17 protein-coding genes are annotated in these 18,172 nt (G+C 62.7%); 14 read left to right on the top strand and 3 right to left on the bottom strand.

The features are described 5' to 3' along the window. The 3 genes from JYJ84_RS05085 to JYJ84_RS05095 all read left to right on the top strand — a co-directional run. On the top strand, positions 1-1,258 hold a 1,258-nt coding region (locus tag JYJ84_RS05085), incomplete at its 5' end, for an efflux transporter outer membrane subunit (RefSeq protein ID WP_205189125.1). A 297-nt stretch (positions 1,259-1,555) separates the two neighbouring features. Further along, the gene (locus tag JYJ84_RS05090) at positions 1,556-2,449 is read left to right on the top strand and encodes a pirin family protein (RefSeq protein ID WP_175219902.1); all 894 of its coding nucleotides are present in this window, start codon (positions 1,556-1,558) and stop codon (positions 2,447-2,449) included. A gap of 222 nt (positions 2,450-2,671) precedes the next feature. Further along, entirely contained in the window at positions 2,672-3,271 is a 600-nt protein-coding gene (locus JYJ84_RS05095; RefSeq protein ID WP_175219901.1) for a nitroreductase family protein, read from the top strand. 578 nt (positions 3,272-3,849) lie between these two features. On the opposite strand, the gene JYJ84_RS05100 is transcribed toward JYJ84_RS05095, so the two are convergent. Continuing rightward, positions 3,850-4,614 carry a TetR/AcrR family transcriptional regulator gene (locus tag JYJ84_RS05100; RefSeq protein ID WP_175219899.1) on the bottom strand — a complete coding sequence of 255 codons (765 nt, stop codon included), beginning with the start codon at positions 4,612-4,614 and terminating at the stop codon, positions 3,850-3,852. Between the two features lie 204 nt (positions 4,615-4,818). Next, positions 4,819-5,316: a flavin reductase gene (locus JYJ84_RS05105; protein ID WP_174956239.1), complete on the bottom strand. Its 498-nt coding sequence runs from the start codon at positions 5,314-5,316 to the stop codon at positions 4,819-4,821. Positions 5,317-5,554: 238 nt separating this feature from the next. Between JYJ84_RS05105 and JYJ84_RS05110 the strand changes: the two genes are divergently transcribed. From JYJ84_RS05110 to JYJ84_RS05160, 11 genes are all read left to right on the top strand, one after another. Next, on the top strand, positions 5,555-6,214 hold the full coding sequence (locus JYJ84_RS05110; RefSeq protein ID WP_205182891.1) for a 2Fe-2S iron-sulfur cluster-binding protein: 660 nt from the start codon (positions 5,555-5,557) through the stop codon (positions 6,212-6,214). Positions 6,215-6,241: 27 nt separating this feature from the next. After that, positions 6,242-7,186, top strand: coding sequence for a catechol 2,3-dioxygenase (locus tag JYJ84_RS05115; protein ID WP_175219939.1), 945 nt, complete (start codon positions 6,242-6,244; stop codon positions 7,184-7,186). An 88-nt stretch (positions 7,187-7,274) separates the two neighbouring features. Then, positions 7,275-8,114, top strand: a complete 840-nt coding sequence (locus JYJ84_RS05120) for an alpha/beta fold hydrolase (protein WP_175219897.1) — start codon at positions 7,275-7,277, stop codon at positions 8,112-8,114. Between the two features lie 68 nt (positions 8,115-8,182). Further along, positions 8,183-9,451 (top strand): LLM class flavin-dependent oxidoreductase, encoded by a 1,269-nt coding sequence (locus JYJ84_RS05125; protein ID WP_122947378.1) that lies wholly within the window; start codon positions 8,183-8,185, stop codon positions 9,449-9,451. After that, on the top strand, positions 9,448-10,293 hold the full coding sequence (locus JYJ84_RS05130; protein ID WP_175219895.1) for an alpha/beta fold hydrolase: 846 nt from the start codon (positions 9,448-9,450) through the stop codon (positions 10,291-10,293). Before JYJ84_RS05125 ends, JYJ84_RS05130 begins: the two co-directional genes overlap by 4 nt. Positions 10,294-10,373: 80 nt before the next feature. Next, positions 10,374-11,168 (top strand): 2-keto-4-pentenoate hydratase, encoded by a 795-nt coding sequence (locus tag JYJ84_RS05135; protein WP_175219893.1) that lies wholly within the window; start codon positions 10,374-10,376, stop codon positions 11,166-11,168. A gap of 78 nt (positions 11,169-11,246) precedes the next feature. Further along, positions 11,247-12,206, top strand: coding sequence for an acetaldehyde dehydrogenase (acetylating) (locus tag JYJ84_RS05140; RefSeq protein WP_122947375.1), 960 nt, complete (start codon positions 11,247-11,249; stop codon positions 12,204-12,206). Beyond that, positions 12,206-13,273: a 4-hydroxy-2-oxovalerate aldolase gene (gene dmpG, locus JYJ84_RS05145; protein ID WP_175219891.1), complete on the top strand. Its 1,068-nt coding sequence runs from the start codon at positions 12,206-12,208 to the stop codon at positions 13,271-13,273. The genes JYJ84_RS05140 and dmpG overlap by 1 nt, the downstream gene beginning before the upstream one ends. A gap of 831 nt (positions 13,274-14,104) precedes the next feature. Then, positions 14,105-14,824 (top strand): SDR family NAD(P)-dependent oxidoreductase, encoded by a 720-nt coding sequence (locus JYJ84_RS05150; protein WP_240201832.1) that lies wholly within the window; start codon positions 14,105-14,107, stop codon positions 14,822-14,824. Positions 14,825-15,164: 340 nt separating this feature from the next. Further along, complete coding sequence (locus JYJ84_RS05155; RefSeq protein WP_122947372.1) at positions 15,165-16,244, top strand: porin; 1,080 nt, start codon at positions 15,165-15,167, stop codon at positions 16,242-16,244. 51 nt (positions 16,245-16,295) lie between these two features. Beyond that, entirely contained in the window at positions 16,296-17,033 is a 738-nt protein-coding gene (locus tag JYJ84_RS05160) for a TetR/AcrR family transcriptional regulator (protein ID WP_307872092.1), read from the top strand. 96 nt (positions 17,034-17,129) lie between these two features. Here JYJ84_RS05160 and JYJ84_RS05165 read toward each other — a convergent pair whose 3' ends face one another. Next, a complete protein-coding gene (locus JYJ84_RS05165; RefSeq protein ID WP_122949548.1) occupies positions 17,130-18,080 on the bottom strand; it encodes a LysR family transcriptional regulator in 951 nt (316 codons plus the stop codon). Positions 18,081-18,172 lie beyond the last annotated feature (92 nt).

Below are 18,172 nucleotides of genomic sequence, written 5' to 3' on the forward strand. Positions count from 1 at the left end.
GTCGGTGCTGAACATCGAGGCGGCGCGCGCGCAGTATCAGATCACGCGCGCGGGCTTGTTCCCGACACTCGACGGCACCGGTACCGGCAGCATCCAGCGTTTCCCGGCCGGTGTGTCGACGACGCAGCAGCCGCTGATCACGCGAAGCTACAACGTCGGGCTGTCGGCATCGTGGGAGCTCGACCTGTTCGGCCGCGTGCAGAGCCTGAAGGACCAGGCGCTCGCGCAGTACCTGTCGACCGCGTATGCGCGGCAAGCGCAGGAGATCTCGCTGGTGTCGCAGGTGGCCGATCAGTACCTGACGCTGTTGTCGACCGACGATCTGCTGAAGGTCACGGAGAACACGCTGAAGTCTGCACAGGACTCGTACAACCTGACGAAGCTGCAGTTTGACAACGGCACGGGTTCCGAGCTCGAGCTGCGTCAGGCGCAGACGGTGGTCGAGACGGCGCTCGCGAATCAGCAGTCGCAGGCACGGGCACGCGCACAGGCGCTGAACTATCTGGTCCTGCTGATCGGCGAGCCGCTGCCGGACGATCTGCCGGCGGGCATGCCGCTCGACGCGCAGAACCTGCTGACGGACGTGCCGGCTGGCCTTCCGTCCGACCTGCTGACGCGTCGCCCCGACGTGATGCAGGCCGAGCAGTCGCTGCTGGCGGCGAACGCGAACATCGGTGCGGCTCGCGCGGCGTTCTTCCCGAAGATCTCGCTGACGGCCGCGTTCGGCACGGCGAGCCCGACGCTGGGCGGTCTGTTCAAGGCCGGCACGGCGGCGTGGTCGTTCGCGCCGAACATCGCGCTGCCGATCTTCGAGGGCGGCTCGAACATCGCGAACCTCGATCTTGCACACGTGCAGAAGCGCATCGAGATCGCGAACTACGAGAAGGCGATCCAGTCGGCGTTCCGCGACGTGGCGGACGGGCTGGCCGCACGCGGCACGTACGACCAGCAGATCGCGGCGCTGGAGCGCAACGAGCACGCGCAGCAGCGACGTTTCGACCTGTCGGACCTGCGTTACAGGAACGGTGTCGACAGCTACCTGTCGGTGCTGACCGCGCAGACGGACCTGTACACCGCGCAGCAGACGCTGATCAATGCGCGTCTGGCACGCTGGACCAACCTGGTCAACCTGTACCGTTCGCTGGGCGGCGGGTGGGTCGAGCGGGCCGGCGAGACGCCGCGCGCGCCGGATGCACCGGTCGACTACGACAAGGCGGCTGTTCCGGCGCCTGCGTCGGCGGCGGCGACGAACGGGTAAGCGCAAGGAAGGGCAGGCGCGGTCTATCGCGCTTGCCCTTCGAACCGGCTGTATGCGGAAACGAAAACGCCACGGACGAGAGTCCGTGGCGTTTCTTTTTACGCAGCTGCCCGCGTTGGAAGCGACGTGACGTTACCCCCGCTTCGCCCAAAGCGTGATGCGAGGTCGCTGAGCTCTTCCATGCAGTCATCGTCCTATAAATAGGATTCTGGGGGGTATTTTGGCATCTTTTTCCAGATTGGTGTCGTCGTTACGATTAATGCATGCACTCACAGTTCAACCAACTTCACACTTGAAATGAAAAACGTCCTTGGAATTCACGGTAATCCTAATACGCATTGGATCGGCGACGGCTTTCCGGTGCGCTCGGTCTTTTCCTACAGCAAACTCGGTGGGGCGGTGAGCCCGTTCCTGCTGCTTGACTATGCCGGGCCACACCATTTCACGCCGACCCATTCGCGGCGCGGTGTTGGCACGCACCCGCACCGCGGGTTCGAGACCGTAACGATCGTTTATGACGGTGAGGTCGAACATCGCGATTCGACTGGTCACGGGGGCATCATTGGCCCTGGTGATGTTCAGTGGATGACCGCAGGCGACGGGATCATCCATGAGGAATACCATTCGCCGGCTTTTGCCAAGGCAGGTGGGCTGCTCCGCTCCGTTCAGCTGTGGGTCAATCTGCCGGCCAAGGACAAAATGAGACCGGCCGGCTATCAAGGCATTACTGCAACCGAAATCCCTAACGTCGAATTGCCCGGCGGCGCTGGCCGTGCCCGGGTGATCGCGGGTGAGTTGTTCGGCACGAAGGGGCCTGCGCGCACCTTTACCCCGATCAATGTCTGGGACGTTTGGCTGAACCGTGAAGCCGACGCGACACTCACTTTGCCCAAAGGGCATACCGCCATGCTGTTCGTGGTCAGTGGCGATGTCACCGTGAATGGCGCAGACAATGCCAGTGAGGCGGAGATGTTGCTGCTGAGCCGCGATGGCGATGCCGTCCACATTCACAGCAAGGGCGAAGCAACGATCCTTGTCCTCACTGGCGAGCCGCTCAACGAGCCAATCGTGGGCTATGGCCCTTTCGTGATGAACAGCGAGGCGGAAATCCGCCAGGCCATCGACGATTTCAATTCCGGGCGCTTTGGGCAAACGCCGGCATCCACAGCGGGCGGGCAACCGAAAGCCTGAGTGCTTACCGTCACGCGAACATCGGATCGGAGTCTGGATTGATTGCCCGCCATCCTCGATCGCATTCACTTTCCAACAGCAAACTGCACGCGCCAGCGACGGCTTGAGCAGCGTTTCCGCCGCATCCGAACCGTCCAAGGCACGGATACTCGGCCCAAGGTTTGGCTTCCCAAAGCCAAGCCGCGTCTTCAACCTCCATCACCCAACCATTAGGATGCCAACATGACGAACAATGCTATTTCGCTATACACCAAGCGCCGCACCCAATATGCGCTCGGCAAGGAACTGCCCATCTCCGAGGCCGAAGCCGAGGGACTGATCCGCCAGGCAATCCGCATCGCGCCTTCGGCATTCCATTCGCAAAGCTCGCGTGCCGTGATCCTATTCGAGGCAATGCATGAAAAGCTGTGGGACATCACGCGGGAAACGCTGCGGGCTATCGTGCCCGCAGACGCCTTCGCGCCAACGGATGCCAAAATGGACGCCTTTGCGGCGGGCGCAGGTACCGTGCTGTTTTTCGAGGATCAAGACGCCATCCAGGAATTGCAGAAGCAGTTCCCGCTGTATGCCGATGCCTTCCCCATGTTTTCCGAGCATTCGGCCGGCATGGCGCAATTCGCGGTCTGGACTGCGCTGGCTGAAGCCGGCATCGGCGCGAGCCTGCAGCACTACAACCCGCTGATCGACGCGGAGGTGGCCAAACAGTGGAACGTACCCGCCTCGTGGAAGCTGCGCGCGCAGATGCCGTTCGGTTCGAATCTCCAGCCGTTCCCGGAGAAAACCTTCATTGCGGACGAACTGCGATTCAAGACCTTTCGCTGATGAGCTTGACGGGTTGTAGCCGACCTGCGCGGCGTCGCTCGGTGTGAAGGCCAGGATCGTCGTCACCTTGACGCCGCGATCGGCCGACAGATGCTGCACCAAGCTGATTCGGCCTTGTCTGGCATCGGCGATGCATTGCTCCCGGCGACGTTGTTGATAGTGTGTGCCGCTTCACGACGATCGCCCACTACGCCAGTGATGCGGTTTTGCTCCGGTACGCGCAGAGAGGGACTCCCGGTGGGCGTCCCGAACCAAGGGTGAATCGCCTGCAGGTCGGTGTTCGGCCTGGATCGGTACGCGGGATCCAATACCCGATTGAGACCTGCCGCGCGGGCAGACGCAGTCGTTACGCGCAGACACGCCGACCGACTTCAGGTGGGGCGATCGAAGATCGCCGGCATCGGGCAGCCGGTGTCGCTCGCGAAAGGCCGGTGCACGGTTCCGGCCGTCGTAACGGCGACGCGGCCGCGTACCCGGTGGCACGCGGCCCGGCATGACCATTTCGCGATCGTTCGACGGTCGCGGATGCCGAGCCCGTTCTCGGTGTTGCCGACGGACTCGCAACGGCCGTGACGGCGTTACTTGAAGAAATCGGTGACGTAATCCGGCAGCGGCATTTCGGCAAGGCGGCGGGCTTCATCCGGTGCGATGCCATAGAGCCGCATCAGGCATTCGACGGTTTCGATGGTGATCCGCGCACTCTGGCCGCCGTCGAGAATCCGGGTCATCGCACTGATCAACGCTGCAATCGTGATGTCCGCCGCGGTGTCGATGAACTGAATCGAGAACCGCTTTTGCGCGGCGCCGTCACCGATGTCTTTCGACGCCCGAACCACGAACGTCTCGTTCATCTGCCGATGCGAATCCTGTGCCCGCACGATGAAGCGTCCCCAGACGGGATCATGCACCGCCTTGGTCAGAAACATCTTCTGGATGCAGCTTATCGCGACGGCCTTGTCCGTCTCGCGCGCCGAGATTTCGTCCGTGATGACGCCGATCTCGGATGCGCGCTGCGCGAATACCGCCTTGGCAATCTCGTCCTTCGACTCGAAGTGGTTGTAGAAGGAGCCGAAACCGACGTCGGCCTGCCTCGTGATCTCTTCGATCGTGCAGAGGTCGAAGCCTTTTTCCGCCATCAGGGTGTGCGCCGCTTCGATGAGCTTGCTGCGCGTCGCCAGGCGCGATCGCATGCCGCGGGGCATCGGCGCATCGCTGTCGCTGGGCAGGGGGGCTTGGGCCGGGGCTTTCGTTCGCGTCTTCCTGACGGACGAGGTTTTGGGAGCAGCGGGCTTGGGGGCCGTCTTGGTGCGCGTCACTGCGCGTGGTTTGGTTCGATCATCCATCTCGTAAGCCAGGTTAGCCGAAGCGCGTCGTTCAGGACTTGTCGCAGAACCGTGTCCAGGCATGATTTACATGCCGGCGCACCGGCGCTGCGACAAGAACGGCTTCATGGCTGAACAACGTCTGGTGTGCACCGAAGCAATATCGGCAACCAAACAAGCGTATCACCCTTTGAGTCGATATCCAACGCGCGGCAGCGGTGTCGTCTAGACCGGCCTGACGCTCGTCAGCCGATGGTATGCGCGGTCGAAATACAACAGGCCGCCCGCTTGGGACCCGTTCCCGATCCCGACGACCTGGCAGAACAGAATGCCGTGCGTGCCGACTTTCTCGATGCGGTCGATCTTGCAGTCGAAGCACACCAGGCTGTCGGGCAGCACCGGCGAACCCGTCTCCAGGTACGCGTATTTCGTCTGCGCGAATCGGTCCTCGATCGACGCACGCGTCTGCCCGCTGAACAGCCGGGAGACATGTTCCTGCTCGGCGGCGAGCACGTTCACGCACAACACGCCGTTCGCCTCGAAGCGGTCGTACTGGTGGCTGCTTTGATTCATGCAGACGAGCAGCGTGGGCGGGCTGTCCGTGACGCTGCACACCGCCGACGCGGTAAAGCCGCCCAGGCCGGCGAGGCCATTCGTCGTCACGACATTGACCGCAGCGCCCAGCCGCGACATTGCATCCCGAAATTGCGTTGGCATCACCATGACTTGTCTCCTTGAGTTCGATTGCACTCTGCCGGCCAGTGCTGCAAAGTGATGAAAAAATCATAGATGATGATTTCATCAGTTACAACCACCGGAGCAGATAAACGAGGCTGGGGAAAACCCCATTTGACTCATCCGAAATGTGATCGTTAAATCATAACTGATGACATCATCAGTCTACGGGCGGCGAGATTCGACTCCGGCCGAGGTGGCATCTGACGAGATAGAGGGGACAGCGATGTACGTCGTGGTGGACAGGCAGTGGCGGATCAGGGTCTCGGACGGATTGGACGTCAGTCGCCTGGCGCTCCTCGTCCACCAGCCGCGAACCGAGTTGCAGCATCTGCGGGCGGTGCTGGACGGCGTCGCCGTTCGCGTCGGCGCAGATTCCGCATCGATCTCGCTGGCCTGGCTGAAGTCGGAATGCCTGCACGCCGGGGCGAGCGGGGTTCAGCGTTTTGCACGGTTGATGGAGCAATTGCACCGGATCGGCATCGACGAGGAGGGCGTCGGGACCATCCGCATTCCGATTCGGTGGAATCAGTTCGATCGAACCGATCCGGGAAGCGACGAAGCCCGGAACGGGGAGGTCTGCCAGGTCTACATCGTCGATACGGCGGAGCGGTTCAACTGCCACGGCGATCAGCCCGTGCTGCAGGCGGCCCTTGGTGCGGGGACGAAGTCGATCCGGTCGGGTTGCCACGGCGGCGGATGCGGCATCTGCAAGATCAGGGTGCTGCATGGCAGTTTCGCGTCCGGCCCGATGAGCCGGGCGCACGTCGGTGCGGCGGTCGGCGAAGGCAGCGACGTGCTGGCATGCCGGATCTACCCGCTGTCGAACCTGGTCGTCGAGCTGCTCGGAAAATCGAAGGAACGCTGCACCGGGAAAATCAGTTAGTTGTCCATAATCATGAAGGAGGGGATGATGGGTGTGATGAGAATTGGTCACGTGGCCCTGCGAGTGCTCGACCTCGATCGGGCGCTGCATCATTACGTGACGGTGCTGGGCCTGCAGAAAAGCCATGTCGACGCGCGCGGCACGGTCTATCTGAAAGGATGGGACGAATGGGATCTCTATTCCGTTTCGTTGACGCAGGCCGATCGTTCCGGCGTCGAGCACATTGCTTACAAGGTCGAGAAAGATGCGGATCTCGACACGCTGGCGGCGAGAGTCGAGGCAGCCGGCGCCCGGGTGACCGCGCATGCGGCGGGACATCTCGAGCGGTGCGGGCGCGCCATCGGCTTCACGTTGCCCAGCGGGCATCTGATGTACCTGTACGCCGACAAGGAATTTCGCGGCAAGAGCGTCGGCACGCTGAATCCGGAGCCCTGGCCCGATGGTCTCGAAGGTGCCGCGGTGCATTGGCTCGATCACGTGATGCTGATGTGCCCGGTCGACCCGGAGGCCGGGATCAACACCGTCGAAGAGAACGTCCGCTTTCTCGGCGAGGCGCTCGATTTCCACCTCGCGGAACAGGTGCTCGCCGGGCCCGATCACTCGGTGCAGGCGGCCGCATGGCTGTTCCGGGGCTGCAAGCCTCACGACCTGGCGATGGCCGGCGGCCCGGTTGCCGGTCTGCATCACGTCGCCTTCTACCTCGACAGCTGGCACGACGTGCTGCGTGCAGCCGATGTGCTCGGCAAGCACCAGGTGAAGATCGACGTCACGCCTCAGCGCCACGGCATTACCCGTGGGCAGACGACCTATTTTTTCGATCCGTCGGGCAATCGCAACGAGATGTTCGCAGGGCTCGGCTACTACGCGCAGCCCGACATGCCGCCCATTACCTGGCATGCGGAGGAAATCTGGCGCGGCATTTTCTATCACCAGGGCGAACCGAGACCGGATTTCATCGAGGTCTACACCTGACCTGCGCGGCCGGTCGCGTCGTGCGGCGCGACCGCGATGCAGCGGGTTGGGCAGGTTGGCAGGGCAATTGCATTCAAGGAACAACGAGATGAACGAGACAGTAGCGACCCGGAACGACCCCGAAATCGGGCGCTCGATCCGTGCGGACGGCATCACCACGAACTACCACGACGAAGGAAGCGGCCGGCCGGTGCTGCTGATCCACGGCTCCGGGCCGGGCGTCACCGCGTGGGCGAACTGGCGGCAGACGCTGCCCGCGCTGGCGGAATTCTGCCGGCCGATCGCGCCGGACATCGTGGGCTTCGGCTATACCGAGCGCCCGGAGGGCGCAACGTATGGCAAGGCGCTCTGGCTCGAGCATCTCGTCGGCTTTCTCGACGCGCTCGGGCTGGCCGAGGTGGACGTGATCGGCAACTCGTTCGGCGGCGCGCTCGCGCTGACGCTGGCGACGGCCTATCCCGAGCGGGTCGGCAAGATCGTGCTGATGGGCAGTGTCGGCGTGCCGTTCGAGCTGACGCCCGGGCTCGATGCGGTGTGGGGGTACGAGCCGTCGAAAGCGAACATGCGGAATCTGCTGCACACGTTCGCCTACAACCACGGGATGCTGACCGATGCGCTGGCCGATTCGCGTTACGAGGCGAGCATTCGGCCCGGGTATCAGGAGACCTTCGGCCGGATGTTCCCGGCGCCCCGCCAGCACGGTATCGACGCGCTGGCCGTGCCGGACGAAAAGCTGTCGGCCATCCGCCAGCCGACGCTGATCGTGCATGGACGGGAAGACAAGGTCATTCCGACCCGCACCAGTGAGCGGCTGTTCCAGCTGATTCCGCATGCGGAGCTTCACATGTTCTCCGACTGCGGGCATTGGGTGCAGATCGAGAAAGCCGCGAAGTTCAATCAACTGGTCCGGAATTTCCTGACGTCGTGACGCTTGCGCGCGGCAGCTTGAAGGTTTCGGCAAAAAACGCCTCACCAGGCAAACATGAGAGGTGACACATGAAGATCAACTACTTCCAACAGGTTCCGTATCGGGACTTGCCGGCCGATTTCGAAACGAAGCACGAATCGGTCGTCACGACACCCTATGGGCTCACGACGCCGCAAGGCATCCGGGGCGCCTTTCGCGATGCACTCGACGAGATGATGTATGCGGCGCGCGCCGGTTTCGACGGGCTCGCGATCACCGAGCATGGGCAAAGCTCCTACGACATGATGCCGAACCCGGATCTGTTCGAGGCCGTGCTGGCCTACATGACCGAGGTCGAAGGCATCGAGACCGCGATCTATCCGATCGGCCGCTCGCTCGGCAAGACGCTGGAGCCGCTGCGGGTGGCCGAAGAGCAGGCGATGCTCGACTGCATGTCCGGCGGTCGTCTCATCTGCGGCTTCCCGATCGGCCTCGCATACGACGCGAACGTGAACAACGGCGTGTCGCCGCTGCAGACACGCGCGCGTTTCGATGAAAACCTCGAGCTCATCCTGAAGGCGTGGCAGGCGCCGAAGCCGTTCGCGTGGAACGGCAAGTTCTCCCAGCACCCGGACGTGAACATCTGGCCGCGCCCGATCCAGAACGCGCCGCATCCGCCCGTCTGGATCACGGCGATCGGCAACCCGAACACGATGAAGTTCATCGTCGATCGCGACTACGGGTTCAACTATTTCGGCTGGTTCGGCGCGAAAGCGACCGGCAAGCGCATCTTCGACCGGTTCCGCGAGATCGAACAGGAAGCGGGCAAGGCGCCGAATCCGTACCGGATCGGCTTCATGCAGTCGATCGCCGTCGCCGAAACGGATGCGGAAGCCGAACGGCTTTACGCACGGCATGCCGAATACTTCTTCCGCAAGGCGCTCGGTGGCATCGGGATGCACCGGCTGGCACTGCCGGGCGGCATCGATATCCGTGGGCTCGAATTCATCTTCCGCGATCCGAAGGATTTCGGCATGTATGACCGGATGAAAACGGCCACCTACCGGGATCTCCTCGAATCGGGCGCGGTCGTCGCCGGCGGGATCAGCACGGTGCGGGAGCAGCTGGTCGAATATGCGCGCGAATTCGGCATCGGCAACCTGCACGCGATGCTGCAGTTCGGCTCGATGCCGAAGGAGCTCGCGCAATACAACATCGACATGTTTACCAAATACGTGATGCCGGACCTCAAGAAGCTGTGGAGCGACAAGGGGCATCAGCATCACTGGTGGCCGGAGCGGCTGGGCGGCGTACCGCTCGATGCTCGCCAACAACAACTCGCGGAGGCACAGGCATGAACACCGATACGATCGAATCCCCGAACCAGGCTGGCGTCAGCGTTGCGCTCGAGGAGCGCAAGGTGCCGGTGTGGGGCGGCAAAGTCACCCTTCGGGTCAAGGTTTTCGGCACGGGCGCGGATGTCGTCTATCTGCATCCGGCGGCCGGCCTCGTGATCGACGACTTCCTGATGGACCTGGCTGGCACGCATCGGATTTTCGCGATCGAATTTCCGGGAACCAGTGCGGACGATCCATACGCGGTACGGCAGTTCGACGATCTTCACGACATCGTGCTGGCTTACGAAGAGGCGATCCGCCAGCTCGGCATCGAACGGCCGATCGTCATCGGGCAGAGCTTCGGCGGTATGCTGGCCGCGGAGCTCGCGTCAACGTTCCCCGCGCTGTTCAGCCGGGCCGTGCTGCTGGACCCGATCGGCCTGTGGCGGGACGACATGCCGGTCGTGCACTGGAATTCGGTGCCCGCCGAGCGGATGCCGTCGCTGCTCTTTGCGGATCCGGACAGCGAAGCCGCACGCGCTTTTCTTGCAATGCCAACCGATCAGGAATCTTTCGTGAAGACGCTGGCGGCGCGGGTCTGGACGCTGGGCTGCACCGGCTCCTTCGTGTGGCCGATTCCGGATCGTGGCCTCGCGAAACGGCTGCACCGGATCCAGATTCCGACCAAGATCATCTGGGGCCGCGACGACCAGCTCGTGTCGTCCGGCTATGCGGCGGAGTTCCAGCGCCTGATCGCCGACAGCGAAGTCGAGATCGTCGACGATTGCGGACACATTCCGCAGGTCGAGAAGCGCGTCGAGACCTACCGCATCGTCAGCGGATTCCTCGCGCAAGCGAAGTAGTCGACGCACGTGCGGCGATGAGGCCGCACACACGGCAGGCGGGCGATACGCGCCTGCCGTTCCATCGAGGGGCTTTTCAAATGAATGTGGATCAGATTCAACACATGGCGGACCGGCTCCGTCGCGCCGAAAGCACCGGCGACTTTATCGAGCCGCTGCACCGGACAAACGCAGCGCTGAGCATCGACGATGCGTATGCGATACAGCAGCTGAATATTCAACGGCGTATCGACGCGGGCAGCCGGCGGGTCGGCTGCAAGATCGGCCTGACGTCGGCGGCGGTGCAGAAGCAGCTGGGCGTCGATCAGCCCGATTTCGGCGTGCTGCTCGATGACATGGCCTACGGCGACCATGAAACGGTGCCGTGGAGCGCATTGAGCCAGCCGAAGATCGAGGCGGAGGTCGCGTTTGTGATCGGGCGGGACATCGAGTCCGACAACCCGGGGCATCTCGACCTGTTGAACGCGATCGACTACGTGCTGCCTGCCCTCGAGATCGTCGGCAGCCGAATCCGGAACTGGGAAATCGGCATCGTCGACACGATCGCCGACAACGCATCGTCGTCCGCGTTCGTGCTGGGGAATCGCCCGGTCAAGCTGACGGACGTGGATCTCCGGCTGTGCGGCATGGTGACGGAGCGGCGCGGAGAAGTCGTCTCGCTCGGCGTCGGGGCGGCATGCATGGGGCACCCGGTCAATGCGCTGGTCTGGCTGGCCAGGACGATGTCGGCGCGTGGCGTTCCACTGCGGGCAGGCGATGTCGTGTTGTCCGGCGCGCTGGGGCCGATGGTGAGCGTCCGGCCGGGAGACGTGTTCGAAGCGCAGATCCAGGGGCTGGGCGCGGTGCGCGCGAGTTTCGACGACACCGAGGCATGACATGCCGGGAGCCGGCGCGTTCGGGCAAACCGGATGCGGCATGGCGAATGAAACGAGTTTGAATGATCGGAGTGGACGGTGAAGTCAAAAGCGAAAGTGGCGATCATCGGGCCGGGAAACATCGGCACGGACCTGATGATCAAGGTGATGCGTCACGGCACGCACATCGAAATGGGCGCGATGATCGGCGTCGATCCGAAGTCGGACGGCCTCGCGCGCGCGCAGCGCATGGGTGTCGCGATATCGTCGGATGGTATCGACGGGTTGCTGGCGCTCGACGTGTTCAAGGATATCGACATCGTGTTCGACGCGACGTCGGCAGGCGCGCACAAGCGGCATAACGACGTGCTGCAGGCGCATGGCGTGCAAGTGATCGACCTGACGCCGGCGGCGATCGGCCCGTACGTGATTCCGGCCATCAATCTGGAATCGGAAAATGCGCCGAACATGAACATGGTGACGTGCGGCGGCCAGGCCACGATCCCGATGGTCGCCGCGATATCGCGCGTGACGAAGGTGCATTACGCGGAAATCGTCGCGTCGATCTCGAGCAAGTCGGCCGGGCCCGGCACGCGCGCGAACATCGACGAGTTTACCGAGACGACGCGCAAGGCGATCGAGCAGCTTGGCGGCGCGTCGCGCGGCAAGGCGATCATCATCCTGAATCCTGCCGAGCCGCCGCTGATCATGCGCGACACGGTGTTTGCGCTGTCCGATCCTGCCGATCAGGGCAAGATCGAGGACAGCATTGCGCAGATGGTGGCGAGCGTGCAGGCGTATGTGCCGGGCTATCGACTCAAGCAGAAGGTCCAGTTCGACGTGATCCCGGCCGACAAGCCGCTCAACGTGCCGGGCGTCGGGCTGAAGCATGGATTGAAGACGTCGGTGTTCCTCGAGGTCGAGGGCGCGGCGCATTACCTGCCGTCGTATGCCGGCAACCTCGACATCATGACTTCGGCCGCCCTCGCGTGCGGCGACATGATGGCGCGCAGAAGAATGGCCGCGGGCATCGCGCGCGGGCACAAGGAGGCAGTGTGATGAACGATGCACGCAGGAAGCTCTATATTTCCGATGTGACCTTGCGCGACGGAAGCCACGCGATCCGCCATCAGTACAGCATCGCGAACGTGAAGGCGATCGCGGCCGCGCTGGATCGCGCGGGGGTCGACAGCATCGAAGTCGCGCACGGCGACGGCATCGAGGGCTCGAGTTTCAACTACGGTTTCGGCGCGCACTCCGACGTCGAATGGATCGAAGCCGCGGCAGCGAGCGTGAAGCACGCGAAAATCGCCACGCTGCTGATTCCCGGCATCGGGACGATCCACGATCTGCGCAACGCGTACGACGCCGGCGCGCGTGTCGTGCGCGTGGCGACGCACTGTACCGAAGCGGACGTTTCGCGACAGCATCTGGAATACGCACGCGAGATCGGCATGGATCCGGTCGGCTTCCTGATGATGAGCCACATGACGACGCCACAGAAGCTCGCGGAACAGGCAAAGCTGATGGAGAGCTACGGCGCGACCTGCGTGTATGTCGTCGATTCCGGCGGCGCCCTCGGCATGAACGATATCCGCGACCGCTTCCGTTGGTTCAAGGATGCGTTGAAGCCCGAGACGCAGACGGGCATGCATGCGCACCACAATCTGAGCCTGGGCGTCGCGAACTCGCTGGTGGCGGTCGAGGAGGGATGCGACCGCATCGACGCGAGTCTCGCCGGGATGGGCGCGGGCGCGGGCAATGCGCCGCTCGAGGTGTTCATCGCGGCTGCCGAGCGCCAGGGATGGAATCACGGCTGCGATCTGTATGGCCTGATGGATGCGGCCGACGACATCGTGCGTCCGCTGCAGGACCGGCCCGTACGTGTCGACCGCGAGACGCTCGCGCTGGGCTACGCGGGCGTGTATTCGAGCTTCCTGCGCCATGCCGAACGCGCAGCGGACAAATACGGCCTGAAGACCGTCGATATCCTCGTCGAGCTCGGCCGCCGGAAGATGGTGGGCGGGCAGGAGGACATGATCGTCGACGTCGCGCTCGATCTGCTGAAGTCGGCCGAGCACGAACGCGCGCATGCCGAGCCGACGATGAGCGAAGCGGGGCGTTGAGCGGGTGCGTTGACGCGTCACGCCGGTACGGGGCGACGTGCCGACGATTCATCGGCAGCGAAGGGGCGCGTCGACGAGGAAGCGGCGGCGACGCACGCTCCGATCGTTGATTACGCCATCGCGCTGACGCAGACGCCCGGCAGGGATACCTGTCGGGCGTTGCATTTTGTGTGGCGAGCGGGCGTGCTCCGACGCGGGTTTCATCAGCGCGCTGTGCCCGCGTGCCTTCAAGCTCACGAACGGGTTCTTCCGGCGGCAAGGCCGGCTACAGGAACACAGATCGCATGCGCCGGGGGAAAACCCCATTTGACGCGAATCAATTGTGATCGTTAAATCATAACTGAGGTATTTATCAGTTTATGTTTGTGACAGCGCTCGACGGCTTGAATCAGACGTCGAAACACGTGGCAATGAGCAGGGGCGGTGGCGGTTTGGAGCCCAGCGGCGGCGCCTGTCCGGATTTTTAGTCGCGCATCGCATCATGCGTAGACGATCCGAACAACGGGGCATCGACGGATGGCAATCTGTCGAACTGCCGATGGCCGGATGTTTCGTTTGGTTTTCTGCTCACGAATGATCTGATTGAGCCTGATGCGTTTAGGAATGCGATTGACTGACGGATGATGGATCGATAGAGGCGGCTGCAGCGACATTGGACATGCGAAGCAGGCGCGGGCAGGGATTGGTCGTGTCAAGCGGATCGCAAGTTGCGCTCGCATGACGCGATACCGCAACGACGGAATGCGGGCGGATCGTTTGTGTTGCGGAAAGCCCTTGTTCCGACGAGACAATACGAAAGGAGACAGAGACGTGAATACGCGTGAAGGACGTGTGGCAATCGTGACGGGTGCCAGCAAAGGGATCGGACAGGCGGTTGCCGAGAAGCTTGCGGCGCATGGTGCGCAGCTTGTGCTCTTCGATCTCGAAGATTGCGGCGAGACGTTGGGGCATATCGCTGCCTTGGGTGGAACGGCAACGAGCATGCAAGGCGATGTGTCGTCGGAGCAGGACTGGGCCCGCGTGCGGGACGAAGTGCGTCAACGATTCGGGCGCGCCGACATCCTGGTGAACAACGCGGCAATCTATCCGTTCGCGACGATCGACGATCTCGATCCCGATCTCTTCCGTCGGGTGCTGAAGGTCAACCTCGAGGGCCCGTTCCTCGGGGCCCGCACGTTTGCGCCGCTGATGGCCGAGAATCATTGGGGGCGCATCGTCAACATTGCATCCAACTCGATCGCGACGAACCTTGCCGGGCTCAGCCATTACATGGCGAGCAAGATGGGTGTGATCGGCCTGACCCGGGGGCTGGCCAACGAGCTTGCGGATCGCGGCATTACCGTGAACGCCGTCGCACCGGCCATCACGGACACGCCGGGAACGAGTGGAATGCCGCGCGACATCATCGATGCCGTGTGGAACCAGCAGGCCATCAAGCGCTTTGCGGTGCCGCAGGACATCGCCGGCCCGATCGTTTTCCTGACGAGCGAAGACGCGGCATTCGTCACCGGACAGACCGTTTCGGTCGATGGCGGGATGATGAAGCTTTGACCGTGGCGACGCGCGCCGTCGCCGTGTAGCAAGAACGCTTGCGGCGTCGGCGCGCCACGGCCTGCCCCGGACGCATTGCATCGGCAGCGTTTGCCGCACCCGATTCATCGGGCAGCAGCGGACGATCGCCGCTGCAATCCATGATTGGATTGAAAGAAGGATTTCCGGGTGTCCGCAGGCGCGTCGAGAGATCAGTTCAATCCAATTGATTCGTCATCCTATTTTAAAAAAGTGAAAGCGACGGGGCGGAGGTTAGAGAATTCCATGTTTTGATTAGGAATCCATTTAATAAAGACGATTACTGCGTGTGCCAACTCATCAGGAAAGACAGGAGAGAGACATGGAAGGTGGATGGAAAGTCGCCCGAAAGGGAGCGGCGATCGCGGTGGCAGGTTCGCTGATGGGCGGCGTGGCTCACGCCCAGAGCAACATCACGCTTTACGGCATTGTCGACACAGGTTTGCTGTACACGAGCAAGACGGCGGGTGCAAACGGTCAAAACCTGGGGCACCAGTTCTCCGCGGTAGACAGTGGTTCCCTGCCGTCGCAGTTCGGCCTGACCGGCACGGAAGATCTGGGCGGCGGCATGAAGGCGTCATTCAAGCTGGAGAGCGGTATCAACATGAGGAACGGCGGCTTCGACGACTCGAACGGGAACCTGTTCGGGCGCCAGGCCTATGTCGCACTGGAAAATCAGTTCGGCAAGGTGGCGATCGGCCTGCAGTTTTCACCGTTCTTTCTGTCCTTGCTCGATACCGACCCGCGCGGGTTTTCGCAACTGGGCAGCGGACTGATCATCTATGCGGATACCGTGACCGGCACGGGCGCATTCAACTCGAATGCCGTGTCGTACACCAGCCCGACCATTGCCGGCTTGCAGGGCAAGGCGATGCTGGCACTGGGGGGCGCCGCCGGCAATTTCCAGGCGGGCCGTCAGTATTCGGCGAGTCTGAAGTACACGGTCGGCAATCTCCTGATCAGCGCGGGAGTCTATTCCGGCAACAGTGGCGGCACCGTGTCGACGCCGATCCCGACAACGGTCGAATTCTGGGGGCGCGCGATCGGCGCAACCTACAATTTCGGCGTCGTCACGGCGAAGGCGCAGTTCGTCAACTACAAGGTGGCGCACTCGTACGATTCCAACGTTTACAGCGCGGGCCTGGACAGCTACGTGACACCGCAGTTGAATCTCAACGGAGGCATCTATTTCACCAGTGACCGGAATCACACGGCGAATCATTCGATCATGGGTGCTGCCGGGGCCACCTACAACCTGTCGAAACGCACGGCGCTCTATGCGCAAGTCGCTGTCGTGAACAACCACGGCACGATGAATACCGGCATCTCGGCAGACGGGGCGCTGTACGGTGTTCAGGGGACGACCGTTGGTGCCGATATCGGTATCCGGCATTTCTTCTGAACGGCGGGTGTTGGCGTGGCGGGTAGGTCGGGGTGAACGATTGCGGCGCGTTTGGACGGTAACGGCCCGGGGCGGGCACCATGCGCTTGGTATACTTCGACCTCTTTCCGCCCTCGATGTCACGCCTGCATGTCCAGCTCCGATACTTCGGCCAAGCGCCAGCCTGCCGCCAAACGTACCCGAGGCCGCCTGTCCGGCACGTCGCACGTGGGATTCGATTCGCTGCTGCGATGTGCGCGGCAGCGGTTCGCCAAGCAGGGCTACGCTGCAACCAGCGTACGAGAGATTGCTGGTCTCGCGGGCGTCGATCCTGCATTGATGGCCCATCATTTCGGATCGAAAGAAGGGCTGTGGATCGCGGTCGTCGACCAGCTGGCCGCGCAGCTGGCGGAGTTGATCGAGATGACGACCCAGTTGCGCAACAGCCGGATGTCGCCGATCGAACGGATCAGGCAGGCATTGACACTGTTCATCGACAACGTGTTCGCCAACCCGGATATCGGCATGTTCTTCTCGACCGCCACGACGGAGCACGGCGAGCGCTTGAACGTGCTCGTGGAGCGGTTGCTCGGCCCTTATCGTGACGCGTTCATTCCGCTTCTCGCGGATGCAATCGAAGCCGGAAAGATGAAGTCTCACGATCCCGAGCTGATGCACGCGATGATCGTGAATGCGATCAGCAATACGATCTCCTATGGCCACGTGTTCGCGAAGTTTTCAACGCTGCCCGACCACCCTGAGAAATTCAAGCAAGGCGTCCTGGATATCGTAATGGGGCTGCTGCGATAGTGCGGTAGCGGTGCCGAGCGGGGCGCAAGGTCTCGGCGGCATGTGACGCACGGAAGTCACGGAGCGCGGCGCATGACGCAGCGCGGGCAGGGGCTGTCACGCGCCAACCGCGATGGCGTGGCATCGAGCCGGTGCAGGGGCGTGCGGTGTGGCCGCCGATTCGTCGAACGTCGCCAGCAGATGGTCGATGAAGGTTCGCACCTTGGCCGGCAAGTGGCGACGGCTCGGGTAGACGATGCCGAACGTGGGCGCGGGCGCCCAGTAATCCGGGAGGACTCGCTTCAGCGTGCCTTTTTCGAGTTCCCGCTCAACCAGTGCGGGATGGATCAACGCGATGCCTGCACCTGACAGGACCATCTGCATCAGAAAATCGATATTGTTGGCCACGACGGCCGGATGGCACGTGATCGTCACGGTGCCGTCGGCACTGTCCAGTTGAAGCTCGGATTTGCCGCGCTGGGGGCCCGAGATCGCGAGATACGCGTGCTCGGCCAACGCCTCCGGGCGCGTCGGCTCGCCGCGCCGCTGAAGATAGTCGGGTGATGCGCACGCGATGAGCGGCGAGCTGAAGACCGCTCGTGCGACGAGGCTCGTGCATGACAACGACGACAGGTCGACGATGCCGGCATCGTATCCGTCTGCGACCAGATCGACCGGGCGATCGACCAGCACGGGAACGGGAACCACTTCCGGGTACGAATCGCAATAGTCTCGCAGGCACGACGACAGGTGCCGCAGCGAAAGGCCGACGGAGACCGCCACGCGCAGGGTTCCGGACGGCGTTAGCGTGGGCACCGATACCGCGTGCTCGACTTCGTCGAGCTTCGCCAGAATGTCGCTGACACGCGTGTAATACATCCGCCCGAAATCCGTGAGGGACACACTTCTCGTTTTGCGGACGAGCAGGCGCTTTTCCAGTTGTTCCTCGAGCCAGTTGACGCGACGGCTGATCATCATTTGAGAGATGCCGAGGTTGGTGGCCGCACGGATAAAGCTCCCGTCGTTCACGACCTGTACGAACGACCGCATCGATTGAAGTTTGTCCATTTCGGTTTCCGGGTTCACGCGTCGTTTCCATCCCGGACAAGTCGTGCCCGGCAATCGACGGGCTCGGCATGTGCATGGGAACGGTCGTCGGC

Source organism: Burkholderia sp. LMG 13014 (genome assembly GCF_905232215.1).
GTDB lineage: Bacteria > Pseudomonadota > Gammaproteobacteria > Burkholderiales > Burkholderiaceae > Burkholderia.

Coding starts and splice junctions, on each gene's coding strand:
- JYJ84_RS05135 (WP_175219893.1), top strand. CDS start 10,374: ATGAATGTGGATCAGATTCAACACATGGCGGACCGGCTCCGTCGCGCC.
- JYJ84_RS05125 (WP_122947378.1), top strand. CDS start 8,183: ATGAAGATCAACTACTTCCAACAGGTTCCGTATCGGGACTTGCCGGCC.
- JYJ84_RS05095 (WP_175219901.1), top strand. CDS start 2,672: ATGACGAACAATGCTATTTCGCTATACACCAAGCGCCGCACCCAATAT.
- JYJ84_RS05110 (WP_205182891.1), top strand. CDS start 5,555: ATGTACGTCGTGGTGGACAGGCAGTGGCGGATCAGGGTCTCGGACGGA.
- JYJ84_RS05105 (WP_174956239.1), bottom strand. CDS start 5,316: ATGGTGATGCCAACGCAATTTCGGGATGCAATGTCGCGGCTGGGCGCT.
- dmpG (WP_175219891.1), top strand. CDS start 12,206: ATGAACGATGCACGCAGGAAGCTCTATATTTCCGATGTGACCTTGCGC.
- JYJ84_RS05165 (WP_122949548.1), bottom strand. CDS start 18,080: ATGGACAAACTTCAATCGATGCGGTCGTTCGTACAGGTCGTGAACGAC.
- JYJ84_RS05130 (WP_175219895.1), top strand. CDS start 9,448: ATGAACACCGATACGATCGAATCCCCGAACCAGGCTGGCGTCAGCGTT.
- JYJ84_RS05090 (WP_175219902.1), top strand. CDS start 1,556: ATGAAAAACGTCCTTGGAATTCACGGTAATCCTAATACGCATTGGATC.
- JYJ84_RS05115 (WP_175219939.1), top strand. CDS start 6,242: ATGGGTGTGATGAGAATTGGTCACGTGGCCCTGCGAGTGCTCGACCTC.
- JYJ84_RS05100 (WP_175219899.1), bottom strand. CDS start 4,614: ATGGATGATCGAACCAAACCACGCGCAGTGACGCGCACCAAGACGGCC.
- JYJ84_RS05120 (WP_175219897.1), top strand. CDS start 7,275: ATGAACGAGACAGTAGCGACCCGGAACGACCCCGAAATCGGGCGCTCG.
- JYJ84_RS05155 (WP_122947372.1), top strand. CDS start 15,165: ATGGAAGGTGGATGGAAAGTCGCCCGAAAGGGAGCGGCGATCGCGGTG.